We start from the raw sequence: 21,854 nt of genomic DNA, 5'->3' as shown, positions 1-21,854 counted from the left end.
GGCATGGATGATAGAGAATCCTTGGCTAATGACGCTGTCCGAGGTATGGGAGGCGCAACTCGCATTCCGCATGAACATTCACCGCTCGCGAACAGCTTGTTCGCGACCCGGAATGCCTCTCCAATTTCAGGCACTGTCCCCTATGGTCTCGCTCGTCCAGAATCCGGCTCTCGCCCGCGCCCTCGCGGAAAAGGGCTATGAAACACTAACGCCGGTTCAAACCGCGGTCCTCCAGGACAATGTCGGTGAAAACGATCTGCTCGTCTCCGCCCAGACCGGTTCCGGCAAGACCGTCGCCTACGGCCTCGCCTTCGCCTCGACGCTGATCGGCGGCGAAGAGCGCTTCGGCCCCGCTTCCGAGCCGCTGGCGCTGATCATCGCACCGACGCGCGAACTGGCGCTGCAGGTCCAGCGCGAGCTGATCTGGCTCTATGGCCCGGCCGGCGCGCGAATCGCGTCCTGCGTCGGCGGCATGGACGTTCGCCGCGAGGCGCGCGCGCTCGAGATGGGCGCGCATATCGTCGTCGGCACGCCCGGCCGCCTGCGCGACCACCTGGAGCGCGGCCGCCTCGACATCTCGAAGCTGAAGGTCGTCGTTCTCGACGAGGCCGACGAGATGCTCGACCTCGGCTTCAAGGAAGACCTGGAGCTGATCCTCGACGCGTCGCCGAAAGAGCGTCGCACCATGCTGTTCTCGGCCACGCTGCCGCGCGAAATCGTGCGCCTGGCCAAGCAGTATCAGCGCGACGCGATCCGCATCGACACGATCGACCAGAGCCAGCCGCATGGCGACATCGAATATCGCGCGCTGCGCGTTGCGCCGAACGAGATCGATCTCGCCGTCGTCAACGTGCTGCGCTTCTTCGACCAGCCAGCCACGCTCGTCTTCTGCTCGACGCGCGAATCGGTCCGCCGCCTGCATGCCAGCCTGCAGGAGCGCGGCTTCGAGGTCGTGGCCCTGTCGGGCGAACTGAGCCAGGGAGAGCGCATGCACGCGCTGCAGGCGCTGCGTGACGGCCGTGCCCGCGTCTGCGTCGCCACCGACGTCGCCGCCCGCGGCCTCGACCTGCCGGATCTTGGCCTCGTCGTCCATGCCGACCTACCGACCGGTCCGGCGATCCTGCTGCACCGTTCGGGCCGTACCGGCCGCGCCGGCCGCAAGGGCATCTCCGCCCTGCTCGTTCCCTACACCAACCGCTCGAAGGCGCTGCGCCTGATCAGCGCCGCCGGCGTCGACGCCTACTGGACGGCCGCGCCGTCGGCCGACGAGGTGCGCGCCAAGGATCAGGAGCGCCTGCTCGAGAAGGCCATGATCTCGGAGCCCGCCTCCGAGGAAGATCTGGCGCTCGCAACCGAGCTGCTCACCAAGCGCACGCCGGAAGAGATTGCCGCCGCGCTGATCCGCCTGCACCGCTCGCGCCTGCCCTCCCCGGAAGACCTGTTCGATCCCGGCCAGCAGCAGGATCGCGGCGCGCGCGATTCGAAGCCGCGACGCCAGGACGGCCCGCGCCACGAGCGCGGCGAGCGCGATGCCCCGCGCGGCGAGCGCCCTGCCCGCGCTCCGCGCGAAGGCGGCGACAGCGGCCAGTGGCCGAACAGCGGTCCCGGCAGCGAGAACGGCCGCATCGAGCGTCCGCAGCAGGACATGGTCTGGTTCCGCATGAGCATCGGCCACCAGAAGAACGCCGACCCGAAGTGGCTGCTGCCGCTGATCTGCCGTCGCGGTCATGTCACCAAGAACGAGATCGGCGCGATCAAGATCTTCGAACGCGACACGCGCTTTGAAATCACGGCCGAGGCGGCCGAGCGCTTCACCGTCGCGCTGCGTCGCGGCGGCGAGGAAGAGATCCGCATCGAACCGGCCGATGGCGCGCCGATCGGCGGCGCCGGTGCCCGCGGTCCCGGCAAGAAGCCGACCCGCCGCGCCGGTTTCAAGCCGGGCGGCAAGCCCGGTGGCAAGCCCGGCTTCAAGAAGCGCGACCGCAACGACGGCTAAGCCTTCGGCAACGGAGATTCAAAAGGCCCGCGACAATGTCGCGGGCCTTCTTTTTTGCTTGTCTGCAATCGCCCCCCCCCCCCCGCGACCTCTCCTTAAGGGAGAGGGTGAAGGAACCCGCCCTCTCTGGCTGGCTCGTCCGAAGACCGGCCCCCCCATCGATACAAAAAAGGGCCCGCGACAATGCCGCGGGCCCTTCTGCAATCGAACATCCAATAACCGGGACCGATCAGTCCTTGAGGCGCTCGAGCGCGGCGTTGATCTTGATGGTCAGTTCCTGCGCTTCGACCAGACGCTCGCGCTGCTCGTCGATGACTTCTTCCGGCGCGCGCGACACGAAGTTCTCGTTGCCGAGCTTCGCCTCGATCTTGCTGATCTCCTTGGCCGCCTTGTCGAGCTCCTTGCCGAGACGGGCACGCTCGGCGACGAGGTCGATGACGCCGGCGAGTGGCAGGGCGATCGTCGCCTCGCCGAGCACGGTCTGGACCGCGCCCTTCGGCGGCGCGTCGGCGGCGGAGATCTCCGAGGCACGGGCCAGACGCTTGATCAGCGCGTCATGCGTGGCGAGGCGCGCCGTCGTCTCCGCCGAGGCGCCGACGATGATCAGCGGCACCATGGCGCCAGCCGGCACGTTGATCTCGGAGCGGACCGAACGGACCGCGGAGATCAGGTCGACGAGCCAGTTGATCTCGGCCGCGGCCGCCTCGTCTTCGAAGTCGAGCGTCGGCCACTCGGTCAGGACCAGCAGCTTGTCGCGGCGGCTGCCTTCGTTCGCGGTGCGCTCCCATAGCTCTTCGGTGATGAAGGGCATGAAGGGATGCAGCAGCGTGACGATGCGGTCGAGCGTCCAGCCGATGGTGGCGCGGGTCTCGGCCTTTGCGGCCTCGTCCTCGCCGTTCAGGACCGGCTTGACCAGCTCCAGATACCAATCGCAGAACGAGTTCCAGACGAAGCGGTAGAGCGCATTGGCGGCGTCGTTGAAGCGATAGGCTTCCAGCGCCTCCGTGACGGCGCGCGCGGTCCGCGTCGTCTCGGTGGCGATCCAGCGGTTCAGCCGCTCCTTGGCCGTCGACGGATCGAAGCCGTCGACGCGCACGGCACCGTTCATCTCGGCGAAGCGCGAGGCGTTCCAGAGCTTGGTCGCGAAGTTGCGATAGCCCTCGACGCGGCTCGTCGCCAGCTTGATGTCGCGGCCCTGCGCCGCCATGGCGGTCAGCGTGAAGCGCAGCGCGTCGGCGCCGTATTCGTCGATCAGGCTGAGCGGATCGATGACGTTGCCCTTCGACTTCGACATCTTGGCGCCCTTCTCGTCACGGACGAGGGCGTGGATGTAGACGTCCTTGAAGGGCTCGACCGGCGTGCCGTTCTCGTCCTTCATGAAGTGCAGGCCCATCATCATCATCCGGGCGACCCAGAAGAAGATGATGTCGAAGCCGGTGATCAGCACGCTGGTCGGATAGTAGCGCGCAAGTTCGCCGGTCTCGTCCGGCCAGCCGAGCGTCGAGAACGGCCACAGCGCTGACGAGAACCAGGTGTCGAGGACGTCCTCGTCCCGCGTCAGAGCGGTCGGGGCGCCGTAGTGGTCGGCTGCCTGGGCGCTGGCCTCGTCCTCATCATAGGCGACGAAGGCCTTGCCGTCCGGGCCGTACCAGGCCGGAATCTGATGGCCCCACCAGAGCTGGCGCGAGATGCACCACGGCTGGATGTTGTCCATCCACTCGAAATAGGTCTTTTCCCAGTTCTTCGGCACGAAGTCGGTCCGCCCTTCGCGCACCGAGGCGATCGCCGGCTGCGCCATGGTATGCGCGTCGACGTACCACTGCTCGGTCAGGAACGGCTCGATCGGCACGCCGCCGCGATCGCCATGCGGGACCGTGTGGGCGTGATCCTCGATCTCGGCGAGATAGCCCTGCTCTTCCATCATCGCGATGACGGAGTTGCGGACCGTGAAACGGTCGAGGCCCTCGAAGGCGGCGATCGTCTCGGCGAGCGCCTCGGTCTTGTCCAGGCCCTCCAGGAACTCGGCATTGCCGGCGATCGCGATATTCGCCTGGCGGTCGAGCACCGAGATCATCGGCAGATTGTGGCGGCGACCGACCTCGAAATCGTTGAAGTCGTGCGCCGGCGTGATCTTGACCGCGCCCGAACCCTTTTCCGGATCGGAATATTCATCCGCGACGATCGGGATGCGCCGGCCGACGAGCGGCAGGATCGCATGTGCGCCGGCGGCGACGAAGGCGTGGTAGCGCTCGTCGTCCGGATGCACGGCGACAGCCGTGTCGCCCAGCATCGTCTCCGGCCGCGTCGTCGCGACGGTGATGAAGGTGGACGCATCGTCGGGATCGAAGGCCTTGCCCTCGATCGGATAGCGGAAATGATACAGCTTGCCCTTCGTCTCGACCTGGACGACCTCGAGATCGGAGATCGCCGTCTCCAGCTTCGGGTCCCAGTTGACGAGGCGCTTGTCCTTGTAGATCAGGCCGCCGCGATAGAGCTCGACGAACACCTTGAGAACGGCCTTGGACAGACCCTCATCCATGGTGAAGCGCTCACGCGACCAGTCGGCCGACGCGCCGAGGCGCTTCAGCTGGCCGATGATCGTGCCGCCGGATTCGGCCTTCCACTTCCAGATCTTCTCGACAAAGGCGTCACGGCCGATGGCGCGGCGGTTCGGCTCCTGGCGTTCCGCCATCTGCCGCTCGACCACCATCTGCGTCGCGATGCCGGCATGGTCGAGGCCGACCTGCCACAGCACGTCCTTGCCGCGCATGCGCTCGAAGCGGACGAGGACGTCCTGCAGCGTGTTGTTGAGCGCGTGGCCCATATGCAGCGAGCCGGTGACGTTCGGCGGCGGGATCACGATGGAGAACGGCTCGGCACCGGGCTTCGCGCCCGCGCCTGCCTTGAAGGCGCCTTGGCCTTCCCATGTTTCATAGATGCGCGGCTCGACCGCGGCCGCGTCGTAGTTCTTGTCGAGCATGACCGTTTCCGGATGAGGAGTTTGAACTGGTGTAGATCGGATGGCCGGTGGCGAGTCAACCGCGCCGCCGCGGGCGATCTCCGGAGATGGGTGTTCGGCAGGCTCCCGACAAGCGCGGCTAGCGCCCGACTCGCGTGCTCGCGGAGCGCCGAAATGTCTCGCTGAAGTCAGGCGCCGGGTGTTAGCGGCGGCGCGACAGGCGCTCGATCTCGTCGCGGACGAGGCGCTCGACGAGCGGCGGCAGATTGTCGTCCAGCCAGCTCTTCAGCATCGGCCGAAGCATCTCCTTGACGAGATCATCCAGCGTCTGGGGATTGCCCGAGAGCACGGTGTTGGAGAGATCGCCGAAAGCCGAACTGACGGCGGCATCGGTCGCCGCCGACAACAGGCCCGGGCTGCGAGGCACGTCGCCGGCATGTGATTTCGGCGCTGCCGGTGGCAACGGGCGCTCGCTGCGAGACACGACCGGCGCAGGTTCCGTCAAGGGCGGCAACGTCGTGCGCAGCATACGCGGCTCGATCGCCGGCGGCACAGGAGCCGGAGCCGGCGTCGGCTCGGCGCGAGGCGGCTCTGCTCGCGCAGGTTCAGCACGGGGAACCTCGGCACGCGGCTCGATCGGTGCGAATTCAGCCACACGGGCACTGAACAGGGCGTCGATATCGGCCGCCGAAACCGGGACGCTCGGGAGCTTGGCCGGCGCGCTCGCGGGCTCGGCCGGCTTGATGACGCCGTGGCCGGCGTCGTCCTCAGAGATGATCCGGCGGATCGAGGCGAGGATCTCTTCCATCGAAGGCTCTTGCGCCGCACTGACTTTGGCCATCGTCACCCCACACCCAACATACGCTGCCGAATCGCCTTGATACACATGCGATTCCGGGTGTCAGGGTAACGAAAAGGGCGACCGGCCGGAACAAGGCCGATCGCTTTTCCCCGACAGGAGCTTGTATTACCGGCCGTCCGGCGTGCGCAGGCCGATCCACTTGTCACGGACTGCCTGGTAATGCTGCTTCGGCTCGTAGCGCTGGACCTTGAGACCGAGGTTCTCGGCCGAGAGGGCGCCGGCCGTTGCCAGCAGGCTGTAGGCGGCAACGACCTGAGCGCGCTGGGCGAGGACCAGCGTCTCGCGTGCCTGCAACAGCGACTGCTGCTGGTTCAGCACATCGAGGGTGGTGCGCTGACCGACCTTCTGCTCTTCGATGACGCCTTCCAGCGCGAGCTGCGAAGCCTTGACCTGGGACTGGGCCGAGGTGATCGAGGCAATCGCGGCCTGAAGCTGGCCATAGGCGGAAACGGCGGCGGCCCGGACCTGATCACGGGCCGAATCGAGCTGGATACGGAACTGTCCCAGCGTCTCCTTGGCCTGACGCGTCTGCGAATAGACGACGCCGCCTTCGTAGATCGGCACGCTCAAATTGGCCGTGAAGGTCGCGGAGGTGCCCCACGATCCCGTCACCGACGGATCATCCTGACGCGAGAGATCGCCCTGCAACGAAACGGTCGGCAGCAGCTGGCCTTCGATAACCTTCACGTTGAACGCGGCGGTATCGACATTGTAGCTGGCGGCGCGGATCGCCGGATGGCGCGACTGGCCAGCGGAAACCGCCGCTTCAGCCGATTTCGGCAGCAGCCGCGTATTCACCACCGGCAGCGTGAGGTTCTTCGGCGCGACGCCGATGATCTGCAGATAGGTGGCCCGGGCGGAATTCAGGTCGGCGACGGCCACGTCATAGGCGGTCTGGCCCTGGCTCAACGCCGCGTCCGTCTGGGCGAGGTCGGTACGCGTGCCCTCACCAACCTTGAGGCGGTCGGCGGCGGCGCGCTGCTGTTCGCGCAGGAATTCGATGTTTTGCTCGCGCAGGCCGACGATGGCCTGCTGCTGCAGCACGTTGGTGTAGCCGGCGACGGCGTCGAGCAGGACGTCCTGCTCGGTCGAGCGCAGGATCTCGCGACCGGCGAGAACCGACGATTCGGCCTGCTTCACCGAGTTCTGCGTGCGAAACCCGCGAAAAATCGGCTGTTCGATCGTCAGACCGACGCCGCGCGGCCAAGTGGTCCTCGAGGAGGTCGGAATATTGGGGCCACTCCGCCCCCTTGTATAGGACGGACCGATGAAGGCATTCGCCGTCAGCACCGGGCGATAGCCGGACAGTGCCTGCGGAACGTTTTCGTCGGTAGCACGCAGCTGAGCCCGCATCGCGTTCAGAGTCGGGTTGTTGTTGTACGTCTCCGACAGCGCAGTTGTCAGAGTATCAGCCTGGACAGAGGGGGCAGCTACGATAACCGCAGCCAAGGCTACGGTTGCCAGATAGACCCGGGAAAAAACCACGTTCAAGACCTCGGCGTTGCGAGGCGACGCCCCCCTACCGGACGTCCACCGTCGGACAATTGATCTCCAATGTACGACAGGCCGCGAGACCGTCAAATGGCACTGGCGCCCTTAAGGCCCAATAAACCGTGCCATGCGACTGGAAAGCCACAGCCTGCGCACGAGGGGGAAGTTCACTCGAAGGCCATAACCCTATGAAATCAAACGAAAATCAGAAAACGAACGTCTTGGGCTTGGCAAAGCCAGGCAGCGGACGGACATGGGCATTGAACACAGGACGGCCGCTGATGGAGCCGCCGGAGCGAGTATAGATGGTCGCCCTCGCAGCAAGACCATGCAATCCGACCACGGCCACGATTCGTCCGCCCTCGCCGATCTGGTCGAGAATGGCCTGCGGAATTGCTTCCACGGCGCCTTCGATCAGGATGATGTCGTAAGGCGCTTTCTCGGCATGGCCTTCGGTCAGCGGGCCGACGACAACCTCGACATTGTCGATGCCGAGACCGGTCAGGTTGGCGATCGCCTGCGCGGCCAGCGCCTCGTCCGATTCGAGCGCGACGACCGAAGCGGCGAGGCGCGCGAGCACGGCGGCGGAATAGCCGGTGGCCGAACCGATATCGAGCACGCGATCGGTCGGCAGGATGCCGGCGAGCTGCACGAGCTTGGCCAGCGGGCCGGGCTCCATGACATAGCGCGGCGTAGCGCCCTGGGCTGAGACGAGGATGTCTTCATCGATATAGGCAAGCGGCTTCAGATGATCGGGCACGAAGATTTCGCGCGGCACCGCGGCGAAGGCGTCGAGCACATCGTACTCGGTGACGTCGACGGTGCGAATCTGACAGTCCACCATCGTGGTTCGCGCCTTGGCGAAATCGACCATGATCCGGGACCCTTTATCGTCGTTGTGGCAATAGACGTTCCAATACCGGGGGTTCAGCGAGGTGACAAGCCATTCCCGCCGGCCCCGGCGCCGCAGGCTGCCGCTGTCACACGGCATATCTGGGGGCTGCGCGGTTAAGTCGTGGATGACGGGTGATTTAGCTCTTGCCTAACCCCCACCCTTACCTCTACATCCCCAACTCGAGGGCCTCGTGGCGGAATGGTTACGCAGAGGACTGCAAATCCTTGCATCCCGGTTCGATTCCGGGCGAGGCCTCCAAATACTCTTTCCGGCGACAAGTTGTCGCCTTCGGATCCCGACGATCCGGATTGGTGAACATCACCAAGGATTTGGCCGGGGTGTTTCCCGTGCTTCCAGCTTTTCCCGCGTCGCAGTCCCGAGACGAGCCCCAGCCTTTTCGCTGGCCCGAAAGCCGGCTGCGGGATCGCTTGCGATTGCATGCCGCGCCGTCCCGGCCGATAAGGCCGGAATGCTCGATCTCTCCGCACTTCCCCGTCACGGCGGCGCCCTCAGGGACGCCTCGACGCGCTATGGCGTGCCGCTGGCCGACTGGCTCGATCTTTCGACCGGCATTAATCCGCATCCCTACCCGATTCCCGGCTTCGCCATGGCCGATCTGCAGCGCCTGCCCGATCCCGCGGATCTCGCAGCCCTGATCGCCGCGGCCCGAACGCATTGCGGCGCGACGCCGGATTCGGCGGTGGCCGCCGTTCCCGGGTCCGATCTGGCACTCCGGCTGCTGCCTCTCGTCGCAATGGCGGGCGATGTCGCCATCGTCGGGCCGACCTATTCCGGCCACGCCGAAGCCTGGCGCGCGGTGGGTCGCAACGTCGCGGAGACCAGTTCTCTTGCCGAAGCGGCGAGCCGCGCCGGGATCGTTGTTCTCGTCAATCCGAACAATCCCGACGGCAGGCCGATCGCGCCGGCCGAACTGCTGCGCTTCGCCGATGAACTCGGCCAGCGCGGCGGCATGCTGGTGGTCGACGAGGCTTTTGGAGAGATCGCGCCCGATCTCAGCGTGATTCCTGAGCTCGGCGGCCGACCGATCGTCGTGCTGCGCTCGTTCGGCAAGTTCTTCGGGCTCGCTGGCATTCGTCTTGGTTTCGCCGTCGGGCTTAGCGAACCGATCGGCCGCCTGCAGGGACTGCTGGGAGACTGGCCGGTTTCAGGGCCGGCTATCGCGCTCGGGCTCCAGGCCTTGGCCGATCTGGGCTGGCAGAGCGACGCGCGCGAGCGGTTGCGGGCCGGTCGTGCCAGACTTTCGGTACTGCTGGCGGAAGCCGGGCTCGAAATCGAGGGCGGCACAGATCTGTTCGTGCTGGTCCGCGCCCCGTCTGCGGTGGCGATCCACGAAGGCCTGGCGCGCCAGGGCATCTGGACGCGGATCTTTGCCGACCGGCCGCACCATATCCGGTTCGGCTTACCGCCAGACGACCAGTTCGACCGGTTGTCTGAAGCTTTGCGGCGGCTCTAGCGCTTCGCAACCGGGCGCGAGGCCCGACGAATCGTCACCGAATCGTCGGGTGCACCGGCACTAGTTTTCCTGGATGGAGACACCGGATTCGTCGAGCTTGATCTCGACGCCCTTCGGCTTGGTCTGTTCGTTGTAGACATAGGCGCCGAGGCCGATAACGACGACGATCAAGGCGCCGACGACCAGGTAAAGCGAATTTCTGTTCATGCTAGATTGGGTACCAACTGTGAGGGGGCGCAACAAGCGCTGACCACCCAACGGTGTCGGTGGCGTTTGGATCCCCTGCGCATGGCGGAAAATCGGTAGCGGAGCTTCGAGCGCTCAGATCGCGCCTTGCGGCGTCACCGTGATCTGCCCGTCAACGGTCTCGATCGTCGCCCGGATGCCGAAGGTCGACGCCAGGTTTTCATGGGTGATGACGGCTTCCGGCCGTCCCTCTGCCACGATGCGCCCGCCGTCGATCAGCACCAGCCGGTCGGCATAACGCGCCGCGAGCGACAGATCGTGCAGCACGGCGATGATCGCGGCGCCCGCCCTCGCCCGCTCCCGCAGCAGATCGAGCACGACGAACTGATAGCGGACGTCGAGCGCGGCAACCGGCTCGTCGGCGAGGATGATCTGCGGCTCTCCCGCCAGCACCCGGGCAAGCGCGACGCGCGCTCGCTCGCCCCCCGATAGCGTCGTCACATTGCGCTCGGCGAAGGCCAGCGTGCCAGTGGCGTCCATCGCTTTCAGCACCGCGGCCTGATCGGCCATGCCGAGATCGGCGGCGCCGGCGCCATGCGGAATCCGGCCGAGCGCGACGACGTCGGCAACCGCGAGCGGCCAGTGAAAGACATGGCCCTGCGGCAAATAACCGATCTTGCGAGCCCGGATGCGCGGCGAGATGGCCTCGGCGTGCTCACCCCCGACATGGACCGATCCGGTTCCGTCCAGCAATCCGGCCAGCCGGCGCACCAGCGTCGTCTTGCCGGCGCCGTTCGGGCCGATCACCACCACCAACTCCCCGGCGGCGACGGCAAGATCGACGGCATCGAGGATCCGTCGTTTGCCAAGGGTTGCGCCGACCCGATCGGCGCGCAGCAGGGCGGTCATCACGATACCTCCCCGGTCAGGCCGCGGCGGTGGCGGAAGACGAGCACGATGAACAGCGGCGCACCGATCAGCGCCGTGACGACGCCGACCTTGATCTCGTTCTGCGCCGGAATGATCCGCACCAGGATATCGGCGGCCGTCAGCAGCGCCGCGCCGGCGAGCGCCGCCGGCAACATCAGCCGCGCCGGATCATGCCGCACGAATGGCCGCACCAGATGCGGCGCGACGAGACCGACGAAACCGATCGTGCCGGCGACCGCGACGCCGCCGCCGACCGCCAGCGCCACGCCAAGGACGACGCGGAGCCGCACCCGGCCGAGCCGGATGCCGAGGCTCGCGGCGGCATCCTCGCCCAGAGTCAGCGCCCGGAAGGCGGCGCCGTCCACGAACAACAGGATCGTGCCGGCGGTGATGAAGGGCAGCGCGATCCAGACATGCTGCATGCTGCGGTCTTCCAGCGAGCCCAGCAGCCAGAACGCGATCTCGAGCGCCGCGAACGGATTGGGCGCGAGGTTGAGCGCCAGCGAGGTCGCCGCGCCGGCGAGGCTCGATATGGCGAGCCCGGCGAGGATGATAACCAATAGGCTGGCGCGCGGGCCTGCGATCAGGAGCAGCAGGCCGACCGACAGCAACGCGCCGAGCATGGCCGCCAGCGGCAGGAAATAGGACAGCGCGTCGAAGAAGCCGAAGGCGATGACGAGCACCGCCCCGAAGGCCGCCGCCGAGGGAGCGCCGAACAGCGAGGGCGATGCCAGCGGATTACGCAACAGCCCCTGCAGCGACGCCCCGGCCAGGCCGAGCGAGAAGCCGATCGCCACCGCCAGGATGGCGCGCGGCAGCCGGATTTCGCGGATGATCAGCCGCGCGGCCTCGTCACCGGTGCCGAACAAACCGTCGATGACGGCGCGCAGCGGCAACAGCACCGGACCGACGCCGAGCGACCACAGGAACAGCACGACCATCAGCGCAACAAGGCCGGGCACGAGGAAGCGGCTTGCCGCTCCCCGCTTGAGAAGATCCGGCCTCGATGCGGTCAATGCGTCCATCTCAATCCGACATAGCCCGAGCGGCCGGCATTGTTGTAACCGAAGGCGTCCTGGTATTCGACATCGGTCAGGTTCTCGAGCCGGGCATAGAGCGTCGTCTGCGGATTGAGCCGGTAGGAAGCGCTGAGGTCGATCTTGGTGTAGCTCTCGAGCGGGACCAATTGGGCCGCTTTCGCCGGATCGTTGTTGAAACGGTCGCCGACAAAGATCGCCGTCGCGCCGAACTCGAAATTCTCGATCCCGGTATAGGTCAGCGTCAGCGAGCCGCTATTTTCCGGCCGGCGCGACAGCGGCAGGTCGGTGTCGAGATTGATGGCGTTCAGATAGGTGTAGGAGGCTGTCGCCCTCAGAACGGACGGCCAGAGGATCGCATCGGCCGAGAATTCCAGACCGGACGTTTCGGCGTTGGTGATGTTGATATAGTCGTTTGTCGCGAGCGAGTAGCTGATCAGATTGGTGAAGCGGTTGTAGAAGCCGGTCGCCGAGAACGTCAGCCGGCCGTCGAACAGTTCCTGGTCGATGCCGATGTCGCCGCCCCAGCTTTCCTCGTCGATGAGATCCGGATTGCCGAATTGCGCATCGAACAGCTGGAACATCGTCGGCCGCTTGGCAGCGTTACCGAAGCTGCCGCGCAGCTTCGTGCCGCTCTCGTCGATCAGATAGGCCGCCGTCGCGCGTCCCGTCAGAAAGCCCTGGCCGTCGACATCCTCGTCATAGCGCCCGCCGAGCGACAGGTTGAGCCGGTCGAACAGGGTGAACTGCTGCAACGCAAAGATGGCCAGCAGCGTGCGTTCGTCGTCAAAGCCTGAAGGCTTGAGCGGGACAGGCGTTACGCTCTGCGTGCCGCCTTCCTTTTCCGCTCGCGCGCCCCAGATCAGGGTGCCCGCCTGCCCCATGTCGAGGGTGCTCTGGTACTCGACGCCGTAATTGGTGCCGCGCGAATCCGTCGTACGCGGCACGGGCTCGATATAGGCGCTAGTCGTCTCGGCGCCGAAGAAGGTGATCTGGTTGTTGAGCTTGCCCTCGAAGGCCTCGAAATCGAAGCGGCCGAAGCCGGAGACGACATCTCGGTCGCGCTCGTAGCCGGGCAGGTCGTCGGTCGGCTTGGAGCCCTTCTCGACGTCCGATTCCTGGCGGTAGGCGGTGACGGCGAAGCTGAAGCCCTGCCCCTCGCCCGACTCATAGCTGCCGCGCGCGGTTCCGGCGAATTTCTGGGTGCCGTCCGCCTCGCCATTGTCGCGGTCGCCGACGCGTGAAAAGCCGTTGGTGTCGAAGATGGTGCCGCTGACCGAGAGGCTGACCGGGCCGACGCTGCCGCCGATGGCGGCATTGCCGGCGAAGGTGCTGTAGCTGCCACCCTCGGCGCCGGCCGTCATCGACACAGGCCCCTTGCGCTTGCGGGTGATGATGTTGATGACGCCGCCCATCGCATCCGAGCCGTAGAGCGCGCTTTGCGGGCCGCGCAGGATCTCGACGCGCTCGATATCGGTCGGCGAGAAGACGGCGAAGTCGAAGGCATTGCGGGCGCTGGCCGGATCGTTGACGCGGACGCCGTCGATCATGACCAGCGTGTGGCCGGCTTCGGCGCCGCGGATGCTGACCTCGGTGGTGCCGCCGGGGCCGCCGGACTGGGTGACGGTCAGGCCCGGCACCTGGCGCAGCACGTCGACGAGCGAGCCTGGCGAGGCATTGTTGATCTTGTCGCCGGGGATGACGGTGATCGCGCTGCCCGATTTGGCGATGTCGGTCGCACCGCGATAGGCGGTGACGACGATGTCGTCGAGCTGGTCTGCCCGGGCACAATCGGCCGCCAGAACCACTGGAAGTGTGACGAAAAGGGAGAGAGCGGCGCGCCCCTGGCACCGTTCGAAGAACTTCATCAGGCAGACCTCGTTTGGATCGATCTGGTCATCGCACCCGTCACCTTTGTGTACCGGGTCCTGCGAGGCGGCTTTGCCGTTCGCTTCAGAAGCGGTAGACGAGGACCCAGGTCACTGCAAGCGGGAGCGCCCCCCATGCGCGCGTGGGTCAACAGGTTCGGTATGATTGTGGCAGCTTGGGCACTAAGTAGCCTTGGGCTGGCTGCGCCCGCTCCTGCCTCTTCGGCCGCGCCGCAGCGGATCGTCTCGATCAACGCCTGTGCCGACCAGTTGCTGCTGGCGCTCGCCGATCCCGGCCAGATCGCAGCGCTTTCGCTCTATGCGACCGATCCAGCCTATTCCTATCTCGCCGAGCAGGCGAAGGCCTATCCGCATGATGCCGGATCCGCCGAGACCGTCATCGAGCGCAAGCCCGACCTCGTGCTTGCCGGCCGGTTCACCAAGCGGGAGACGCGATCGCTGCTCAAGCGGCTCGGCTATACCGTCGTCGAGCTCGAGACCGCGAAGACGATCGACGATTCGATCGCGCAGATTCGCGACGTCGCCACCCTGATCGGCCATCCCGACCGCGGCGACGACCTCATCGCCCGAATCGAGGCGGCGCGGGCCAGGGCCGCCGCGGCGGCGCCGGCGGGGGCCGAGCCCACCGTCGCCGTCTATCAGCGCCGGGGCTACGTCACCGGCCAGAACACGCTGACCGGCGAACTGCTCCGCCTGGCGGGGTTCGCTGACATGGGCGGCGCGCTCGCCGGCAAGACCGGCGGTTTCGTGCCGCTGGAGCGCATCGTCACCGGCAAGCCGGACCTCCTTGTCGTCGCCGATCCGCATGTCGTGGCGGCCGACCAGGGCAGCGCGCTGCTCGCCCATCCGGCCTTGCGCGAACTCTACCCGGCCGATCGCCGCATCACCCTGCCCGGCCGGCTCACGATCTGCGCCGGACCGTCGCTGCCGGAAGCGATCGAGACGCTCGCCGCCGAGCGCGCCCGCCTCGGCGGCTCGTGAGCACGGACTCCAGGCCCGCATGACCGAATACAGCTTCGACTTTCGCCTGCTCCTGCTGATCGCCGCCATCGGCCTCGACGCGCTGATCGGCGACCCCGACTGGATCTGGCGCCGCCTGCCGCATCCGGTGACGTGGTTTGGCGCGCTGATTGGCCTCTGCGACCGGGCTTTCAACCGCGATACCGCGAGCGCGGCGCTGCGTCGACTGGCCGGCATCCTCGTCGTCGCGGTCCTCGTCGGGTTCGCCTGGATCGCTGGCGTGCTGGTGGAGCGGCTGACCACCCTCATCCCCTATGGCTACGTGGTGGTCGCGCTCATCGCCTCGGTCTTCCTCGCCAGTCGCAGCCTGTACGACCATGTCGCCCGGGTCCTGCATGCGTTCTATTCCGGCGGCCTTGAGGCGGCGCGCAGCGCCGTCTCGATGATTGTCGGCCGCGATCCCGACAGCCTCGACAAGGCGGGCGTCGCCCGCGCCGCGATTGAATCGACGGCCGAGAATTTCTCCGATGGCGTCGTGGCGCCTGCCTTCTGGTTCGCCGTCTTCGGCCTGCCAGGGCTCTTCGCCTACAAAATGATCAACACGGCCGATTCGATGATCGGCCACCGCTCCGCTCGGCACGAGGCCTTCGGCTGGGCGGCGGCGCGGCTCGACGATCTCGTCAACCTGCCGGGAAGCCGCCTCGCCGGTTTTCTCATTGCCATGGCGGCGCCCTTCGTCGGCGGCACCATCCAGCAGTCCTTCATGGTGATGCTCGACGACGCGCGAAAGCACCGGTCACCGAATGCCGGCTGGCCGGAGGCGGCGATGGCCGGGGCGCTCGGCATCGCGCTGGCGGGTCCCCGCCGCTACGGCGAGCGTGTGGTCGAGGATCCGTTTCTCAACGATGCCGGACGGCACGAGGCAGGCCCCGGCGATATCGGCCGGGCGCTGAAGATCCTGCGCGTCGCCACCGCCGCTGGCGCCGTTCTGACCCTTATCGTCTGGCTATACCTGCATACTTAAGGATCGCGTCGGTATCGACGTGTTCCTCCAGGTGATCGGCGAGCCGGTCGAGCGTCCGATCGACCTCGATTTCGTACGAGAGGTCAGAGGCTTCGGCGCCAATGCTGACAAGGAAGCTGCGCCGGAACGCGTCGTTGCCGAACAGGCCGTGCACATAGCTGCCGCGCACCAGCCCATTCGCGGAAATGGCGCCCTCGCCGATCCCATCGCGCGAGAGCCATGGTCGGGCGCGATCCGCACCTTCGGTGCGGCCGAGATGGATTTCATAGCCCGAGACGGCCAGGCCGGAGGCCGCATCGCGACCGGAAAATGGCGCCGTCGTCTTGTCGGCAGCAAGGACCGTCTCTACGTCGAGCAGGCCGAGCCCCGGCACGCTGCCCGCTGCGCCCTCGAAGCCATGCGGATCGGAAATCGTCCGTCCGAGCATCTGGTAACCGCCGCAGAGGCCGATGACGCGGCCGCCGCGCCGGTGGTGCGCCAGGATATCGATGTCCCAGCCCTGGGCGCGCACGAAGGCAAGATCGGCGATGGTCGATTTCGAGCCGGGGATCAGCACGACGTCACAGACCGGGATCGGTTCGCCCGCCCGGACGAGCACCACGGAGACGCCGGGCTCCAGTGCCAGCGGATCGAGATCGTCGAAATTGGCGATGCGCGGGAGGACGGGCACGGCGATCGTCAGTGTATCGGGGCGCGCGGTGCCTCCCGACAGGTCCAGAATATCCTCGGCCGGCAGGCGATGCGCCTCGGCGAACCACGGTACGACGCCGAGCGACGGCCAGCCGGTGGCGGCGCAAACGGCGGCGACGCCCTCGTCGAACAATCTGACATCCCCGCGCATCTTGTTGACGAGAAACGCCTTGATCCGATCGCGGTCCGCCTGCGGCAGCACGGCGCGCGTGCCGACGAGGCTGGCGATGACGCCGCCGCGGTCGATGTCGCCAATCAGGATCACCGGCAGGTCGGCGGCTTCCGCAAAGCCCATATTGGCGATATCGCCGCAGCGGAGGTTGATTTCGGCCGGGCTGCCGGCGCCTTCGACCAGGATCAGATCGGCATTTCGTCCCAGCTGCTCGAAACTTTCGAGGATGCTCGGCAGAAGCTCGGCTTTGCGCTTGCCGAATTCGCGCGCCTTCATGGTGCCGAAGCGCCGCCCCTGCAGGATGATCTGCGAGCCGGTGTCGCTCTCGGGCTTCAGGAGCACCGGGTTCATGTGGACGGTAGGCAGCAGGCCGGCGGCGCGCGCCTGCAGCGCCTGCGCCCGGCCGATCTCGCCGCCATCCACTGTTACGGCCGCGTTGTTCGACATGTTCTGCGGCTTGAACGGCGCGACGCGGATGCCTTTTCGCGCATAGAGCCGCGCCAGGCCGGCGACGAGCACCGACTTGCCGACATTCGAGCCGGTGCCCTGGAACATGATGGCGGCGGTCATGGTGCTATCCCGCCACGCAGATCATAAGCATCAGAACTCGATGCCCTGCTGCGCCTTCACGCCGGAGCGGAACGGGTGCTTGATCAGCTCCATCTCGGTGACGAGGTCGGCGATCTCGATCAGCCCCTCCGGCGCATTGCGGCCGGTGATGACGACATGCACGTCGGCCGGCTTCTCGGTGGTGAGGAATTCGAGCACCTCGGCGAGCGGCAGGTAATCGTAACGCAGCACGATGTTGAGCTCGTCGAGAAGAACCAGATGATAGGCGCCGCTCTTGATCAGCTCCTTCGCCGTCTCCCAGGCATGGCGGGCGGCGGCGATGTCGCGCTGGCGGTCCTGCGTCTCCCAGGTGAAGCCCTCGCCGAGGCGGTTGATCGAGACGAGGTCGCCGAAGCGCTCCAGCGCCATGCGCTCGCCCGTATCGATCGCGCCCTTCACGAACTGCACCACGGCGACCGGCAGGCCGTGGCCGAGCGAGCGGAACGCCATGCCGAAGGCGGCGGTCGACTTGCCCTTGCCCTTACCGGTATGGACGATGACGAGCCCCTTCTCGACGTTCTTCGAGGCGAGGATCTTGTCGCGCACGACCTTCTTCTTGCGCATTTTCTCCGCGTGACGGGCGTTCAGTTCCTCTTCGGTCATTTCGATCGTCATGCGAATTCCTTTCGGGCGTCGCGGCGGGAAGCGAGTGCTGCCAGCCGTTGATAGGCGCTGTTGGCGCGCGGCGACCAGAGGCCGCGCTCCATGGCTTCGAGAAAGCGGTCCGCCATTTCGACGAGCGCGGGTTCATTGGCGTCGGCGATGAAGGCGCGCACCTCATCATCGGCAATATAGGCGTCGTAGAGCGCATCGAAATGGTGGTCGCCGACCGCGTGCGTCGTCGCGGCGAAGGCGAAGAGATAGTCGAGCGTCGCCGCCATCTCGAAGGCGCCCTTGTAGCCGTGCCGCATGCAGCCGGCGATCCATTTCGGATTGATCGCCCGCCCGCGCACGACGCGGCCGATCTCCTCCGCCAGTGGCCGGACGACGGGGGTCTCGGGACGGGAATGATCACCGTGATAGAGCCGGGGCGCGGCGCCCTTCAGCGTTTCGATCGTCGCCGCGAGACCGCCCTGGAACTGGTAGTAGTCGTCGCTGTCGAGGATGTCGTGCTCGCGATTGTCCTGGTTGTGCAGGACGGCGTCGGTGGCGGCGAGCCGCGCCTTCAGCCGGTCGCCGGCCGCCTCGCCCTCGGCGCCGCCGCCATAGGCGAAGCTCGACCAGGCGAGGAAGGCGTCGGCCAAATCCGCGCGGCTGTCCCAGATTCTCTCGTCGATCATCGCCTGCAGGCCGGCGCCATAGGAACCGGGCTTCGAGCCGAAGATGCGGGCGAGGTCCTGCCCCGCGCCATGGGCTGCGGCGATGGGATTGGCATCGGCCGGCTCGTCACGCGCGGCGACGGCGCGGATGGCGGAATCGATCAGGTCGATCTGTTCCGGGAAGGCGTCGCGGAACATGCCGGAAATCCGCAGCGTGACATCGACGCGCGGCCGCTTCAGCTCCGAGAGCGTCAGGACGCGAAACCCGGTGACGCGGCCGGTGCCTGCTTCCCAGACCGGCTCGGCGCCGATCAGAGCGAGCACCTGCGCGATGTCGTCGCCGCCGGTGCGCATGTTGGCGGTGCCCCAGGCGGAGATCGCCACGGAGCGCGGCCACTCGCCCTCGTCCTGCATGTAGCGCAGCACGAGCGCCTCGGCGGCCTGCTTGCCGATCCGCCAGGCGGCGGCCGTGGGAACCGCGCGGGTATCGACGGAATAGAAGTTCTTGCCCGTCGGCAGCACGTCCGGCCGGCCGCGTGACGGCGCGCCCGAGGGACCGGGCGGCACGAAGCGGCCATTGAGCGCCGTCAGTACGGCGGCTATCTCGTCTACGCCACAGCGGTCCAGCGCCGGGGCCAGTTCCCGCAGGATCCAGTCGAGGACGGGAGCTATGGCGGGGCCGGGCGCCGGCAGAGCTCTCTCCCCCCTTGTGGGGGAGAGTTGGAGAGAGGGGGATCCCTCAGGATTTGACGCTTCCTCAGGATTGAGCTCTTCGCCCGGCATTCCCCCTCCCCAACCCTCCCCACAAGGGGGAGGGAGAAGCTCGGCAGCGACGGCCCGCTTGGCCAGGATCTCTATCCGCTCGACCGTGTCGCCATGAGTGCGCCAGGGTTCATCGGTCAGGAGAGTGAGCGCCGCGGGACGAGATCCCTCCCAGTCTGCCGACAGATCGCAGGCCAGAGGATCAAAGCCGTCGAGGCCGAGATCGGCGGCGATCGCCCGATGCAGCGATTGATCCTCGGGACGACCGCCGGAGCGCGGCACACGCGCGATGGCAATCAGCGTGTCGAGGCGGTGCTCGTTCTCCGGCGAACTGCCGAAGATGTGCAGTCCGTCGCGAATTTGCAGTTCCTTGATCTCGCAGAGATGCGCGTCGATGGCGCGGAGCGCGCTGCCGCTGTCGGCGTCGACCCCGATGCCGAGGTCGCGATCGATGCCGTGCTTGACCGCCAGATCGAAGATCTCGCGCTCCAGATGGTCGCGGCGGCGCGGATCGGCGCCCAGCGCCAGCTGGTACTCGTCGATCAGCGTCTCGATCTCGGCGAAGGCGCCATGCGCCTCGGCCCGCGTCAAGGCAGGCATCAGATGGTCGACGACGACGGCCGAAGCGCGGCGCTTCGCCTGCGCGCCCTCGCCGGGATCGTTGACGATGAAGGGATAGATCAGCGGCGTCGGGCCGAGCACGACTTCCGGCCAGCAGGCATTCGAGAGGCCGAGCGCCTTGCCGGGCAGCCATTCGAGATTGCCGTGCTTGCCGACATGCACGATGGCATCGACGCCGAACTGCGTCCGCAGCCACGCATGAAAGGCGAGATAGTGGTGCGGCGGCACGAGGTCTGGATCGTGATAGGTCGCCTTCGGATCGATGCCATAGCCCCGCGCCGGCTGGATGCCGACGACGACATTGCCGAAACGATGGATCGCGAGCCGGAAGGCGCCTTCGGCGAAGAATGGGTCGGCGTCGGGCTCGCCCCAGCGTTCGGCGAGTCCATCGCGGACGGATTGCGGCAGCGCGTCATGGAAGGCGCGGTAGTCGGCAAGCGAAAGAACTGCGCCCTCGGCGTTATCGCTCGCCCTTGGCGAGTCAGGCGTTCCTTCACCTCTCCCTGAGGGAGAGGTCGACGGCGAAGCCGGCGGGTGAGGGTTTAGGGCACGCGCCGGAGAGGGCTGTATCCACTCAGCGGTCGCCACACCCGATATCGCATCCGTGTCCTCTTCGGATAGTCCGTAAACCCTCACCCGGCCCTGCGGGCCGACCTCTCCCTCAGGGAGAGGTGAAGGAACGGAACCCTCGCTCAACGGCTCCATCCCCTTCGCCAGCGCGTTGGTCGGGCCGGAGAGCAGCAGGTCCATCAGCGCCCTGCCCGTCTCCGGAAAGCCGTCGAGCGCGTAGCCGGCGCCATTCATGGCGATGGCGATGCGGGCGGCGCTTTCCGGCGTGTCGAGGCCGACGCCGTTGGCGAGGCGGCCGTCACGGTCGGGATAGTTGGAGAGGACGAGCGCGACCTTGCGGTCGGCCGGCCCCTTCGCGGCAAGCCGCACCCAGTTCGCCGCCTGCGCCGCGACGAAGGCGATCCGTTCACGGTCAGCGCGGTAGACGACGATGCGGCTGTCCGTCCGGCCGTCGCTTTCGACCTGCTCCTTGAAGGAGACAGCGCGGGTCAAAATGCGGCCATCCACCTCCGGCAGCACGACATTCATGATCAGATCGCGCGGGCCGAGACCGCGCGTGGATTCAAGCCACGCTTCGCGGCTCGTGCCGGCGAAGACGATTTGCAGCACCGGCCTGCCGGCGCGGTCGAGCACGGTCGGCTCATGCGCCCGCCCGGGGCGCGAGATGGCGAAGGCGGTGGCGTTGAGGACGATGGCGGGATCCAGCGCATCGAAGGCCTGCTCGATGAAAGCCGCTGCGGCCTCGTTCTTCAGGCTGGACGCGAAGATCGCCACCGTCGCGATGCCTTCGCGATCGAGCGCCTCGACGAGCGCGTCGACCGGTTCGGTCGAGCCGCCGGGGATGACCGAGCGGTAGAAGGTGAGGAAGGCCACCGGCCGGCCGGTGTCCTGCGGCCCCAGCGCGTCCGCGACGACGCCTTCGCCCGGCCGATAGAAGCCGACCTCGGGCAACACCTGCGGCTCCGGCGGCGCTTCGCCCTCACCGACGACGTGTCTGGTATAGGCGAGCGCGCGGCCGATATTTACCGCGCCGCCCTCGGCGCAATAGCGCCAGAGCCGATGCGCGATCGCGGGCGCGACGGTCGAATAGGCCTCGAGGGCCGGATCCCAACGATCCTCACCAGGGACGACGGCGATCTCAGGCCTGCCGGCGCGGGAGAGCGCGCGGATCGCCTCCAGCCCGTAGGGCCAGTAGCCGACGCCACCCATCATGCGGATGAAGACGAGCTTCGCCTTGGCGACCGTCTTTTCGAGATAGAGATCGACCGAATAGGGATGCGTCAGCTGCATCAGATTGGCGAGTCGCAGCGACGGCCCTTCTGGTGCGCCGGCAAAGGCCGCCGCAAAGGCGGCGAGCTCCGTATCGGCTGCCGACAGGATGATGATGTCGCCAGGCGACTGGTCGAGATCGATGGCGCTGCCGCCATCGTCGATCCGCTCCATTTCGCCGGCAACGAGATGCATGGTC

At 66.9% G+C, this 21,854-nt stretch carries 15 protein-coding genes and 1 tRNA gene; 5 read left to right on the top strand and 11 right to left on the bottom strand.

Going from position 1 to position 21,854, the window contains the following annotated elements:
* Positions 1-142: 142 nt before the first annotated feature.
* Complete coding sequence (locus tag G342_RS0102835; RefSeq protein WP_018181588.1) at positions 143-1,996, top strand: DEAD/DEAH box helicase; 1,854 nt, start codon at positions 143-145, stop codon at positions 1,994-1,996.
* 229 nt (positions 1,997-2,225) lie between these two features.
* Here G342_RS0102835 and G342_RS0102830 read toward each other — a convergent pair whose 3' ends face one another.
* From G342_RS0102830 to G342_RS0102815, 4 genes are all read right to left on the bottom strand, one after another.
* Positions 2,226-4,976, bottom strand: a complete 2,751-nt coding sequence (locus G342_RS0102830) for a valine--tRNA ligase (protein WP_018181587.1) — start codon at positions 4,974-4,976, stop codon at positions 2,226-2,228.
* Between the two features lie 181 nt (positions 4,977-5,157).
* Entirely contained in the window at positions 5,158-5,763 is a 606-nt protein-coding gene (locus G342_RS26675; protein ID WP_018181586.1) for a PopZ family protein, read from the bottom strand.
* Between the two features lie 159 nt (positions 5,764-5,922).
* Positions 5,923-7,302 (bottom strand): TolC family outer membrane protein, encoded by a 1,380-nt coding sequence (locus G342_RS0102820; protein WP_211198470.1) that lies wholly within the window; start codon positions 7,300-7,302, stop codon positions 5,923-5,925.
* 211 nt (positions 7,303-7,513) lie between these two features.
* Complete coding sequence (locus G342_RS0102815) at positions 7,514-8,182, bottom strand: protein-L-isoaspartate O-methyltransferase family protein (RefSeq protein WP_018181584.1); 669 nt, start codon at positions 8,180-8,182, stop codon at positions 7,514-7,516.
* Positions 8,183-8,387: 205 nt separating this feature from the next.
* Between G342_RS0102815 and G342_RS0102810 the strand changes: the two genes are divergently transcribed.
* Both G342_RS0102810 and cobD read left to right on the top strand, forming a co-directional pair.
* Positions 8,388-8,461 (top strand) — tRNA-Cys (locus tag G342_RS0102810).
* A gap of 211 nt (positions 8,462-8,672) precedes the next feature.
* On the top strand, positions 8,673-9,677 hold the full coding sequence (gene cobD, locus G342_RS0102805) for a threonine-phosphate decarboxylase CobD (protein WP_018181583.1): 1,005 nt from the start codon (positions 8,673-8,675) through the stop codon (positions 9,675-9,677).
* Between the two features lie 60 nt (positions 9,678-9,737).
* Here the strand turns inward: cobD and G342_RS26215 are convergent, their stop codons facing one another.
* The 4 genes from G342_RS26215 to G342_RS0102785 form a co-directional block, all read right to left on the bottom strand.
* Positions 9,738-9,884, bottom strand: coding sequence for a hypothetical protein (locus G342_RS26215; protein WP_018181582.1), 147 nt, complete (start codon positions 9,882-9,884; stop codon positions 9,738-9,740).
* Between the two features lie 114 nt (positions 9,885-9,998).
* The gene (locus G342_RS0102795; RefSeq protein ID WP_018181581.1) at positions 9,999-10,772 is read right to left on the bottom strand and encodes an ABC transporter ATP-binding protein; all 774 of its coding nucleotides are present in this window, start codon (positions 10,770-10,772) and stop codon (positions 9,999-10,001) included.
* Complete coding sequence (locus G342_RS0102790; protein WP_018181580.1) at positions 10,772-11,818, bottom strand: FecCD family ABC transporter permease; 1,047 nt, start codon at positions 11,816-11,818, stop codon at positions 10,772-10,774. Before G342_RS0102790 ends, G342_RS0102795 begins: the two co-directional genes overlap by 1 nt.
* Positions 11,806-13,698, bottom strand: a complete 1,893-nt coding sequence (locus G342_RS0102785) for a TonB-dependent receptor plug domain-containing protein (protein WP_018181579.1) — start codon at positions 13,696-13,698, stop codon at positions 11,806-11,808. Before G342_RS0102785 ends, G342_RS0102790 begins: the two co-directional genes overlap by 13 nt.
* Before the next feature lie 162 nt (positions 13,699-13,860).
* Between G342_RS0102785 and G342_RS0102780 the strand changes: the two genes are divergently transcribed.
* Together G342_RS0102780 and cbiB are read left to right on the top strand one after the other, a co-directional pair.
* A complete protein-coding gene (locus tag G342_RS0102780) occupies positions 13,861-14,700 on the top strand; it encodes an ABC transporter substrate-binding protein (protein WP_051094093.1) in 840 nt (279 codons plus the stop codon).
* A 19-nt stretch (positions 14,701-14,719) separates the two neighbouring features.
* Complete coding sequence (cbiB, locus tag G342_RS0102775) at positions 14,720-15,703, top strand: adenosylcobinamide-phosphate synthase CbiB (protein WP_018181577.1); 984 nt, start codon at positions 14,720-14,722, stop codon at positions 15,701-15,703.
* On the opposite strand, the gene G342_RS0102770 is transcribed toward cbiB, so the two are convergent.
* Genes G342_RS0102770 through cobN form a run of 3 tightly spaced genes read right to left on the bottom strand, consistent with a single transcriptional unit; the run spans position 15,675 to position 21,850 of the window.
* On the bottom strand, positions 15,675-17,135 hold the full coding sequence (locus G342_RS0102770; protein ID WP_018181576.1) for a cobyric acid synthase: 1,461 nt from the start codon (positions 17,133-17,135) through the stop codon (positions 15,675-15,677). The two genes, cbiB and G342_RS0102770, sit on opposite strands and share 29 nt — an antisense overlap.
* 30 nt (positions 17,136-17,165) lie before the next feature.
* A complete protein-coding gene (gene cobO / locus G342_RS0102765) occupies positions 17,166-17,789 on the bottom strand; it encodes a cob(I)yrinic acid a,c-diamide adenosyltransferase (protein WP_018181575.1) in 624 nt (207 codons plus the stop codon).
* Positions 17,786-21,850, bottom strand: coding sequence for a cobaltochelatase subunit CobN (gene cobN, locus G342_RS0102760; protein ID WP_018181574.1), 4,065 nt, complete (start codon positions 21,848-21,850; stop codon positions 17,786-17,788). The genes cobO and cobN overlap by 4 nt, the downstream gene beginning before the upstream one ends.
* Positions 21,851-21,854 lie beyond the last annotated feature (4 nt).

Source organism: Kaistia granuli DSM 23481 (assembly GCF_000380505.1).
Lineage (GTDB): Bacteria > Pseudomonadota > Alphaproteobacteria > Rhizobiales > Kaistiaceae > Kaistia > Kaistia granuli.
This window is presented reverse-complemented; position numbering and strand designations above follow the sequence as displayed.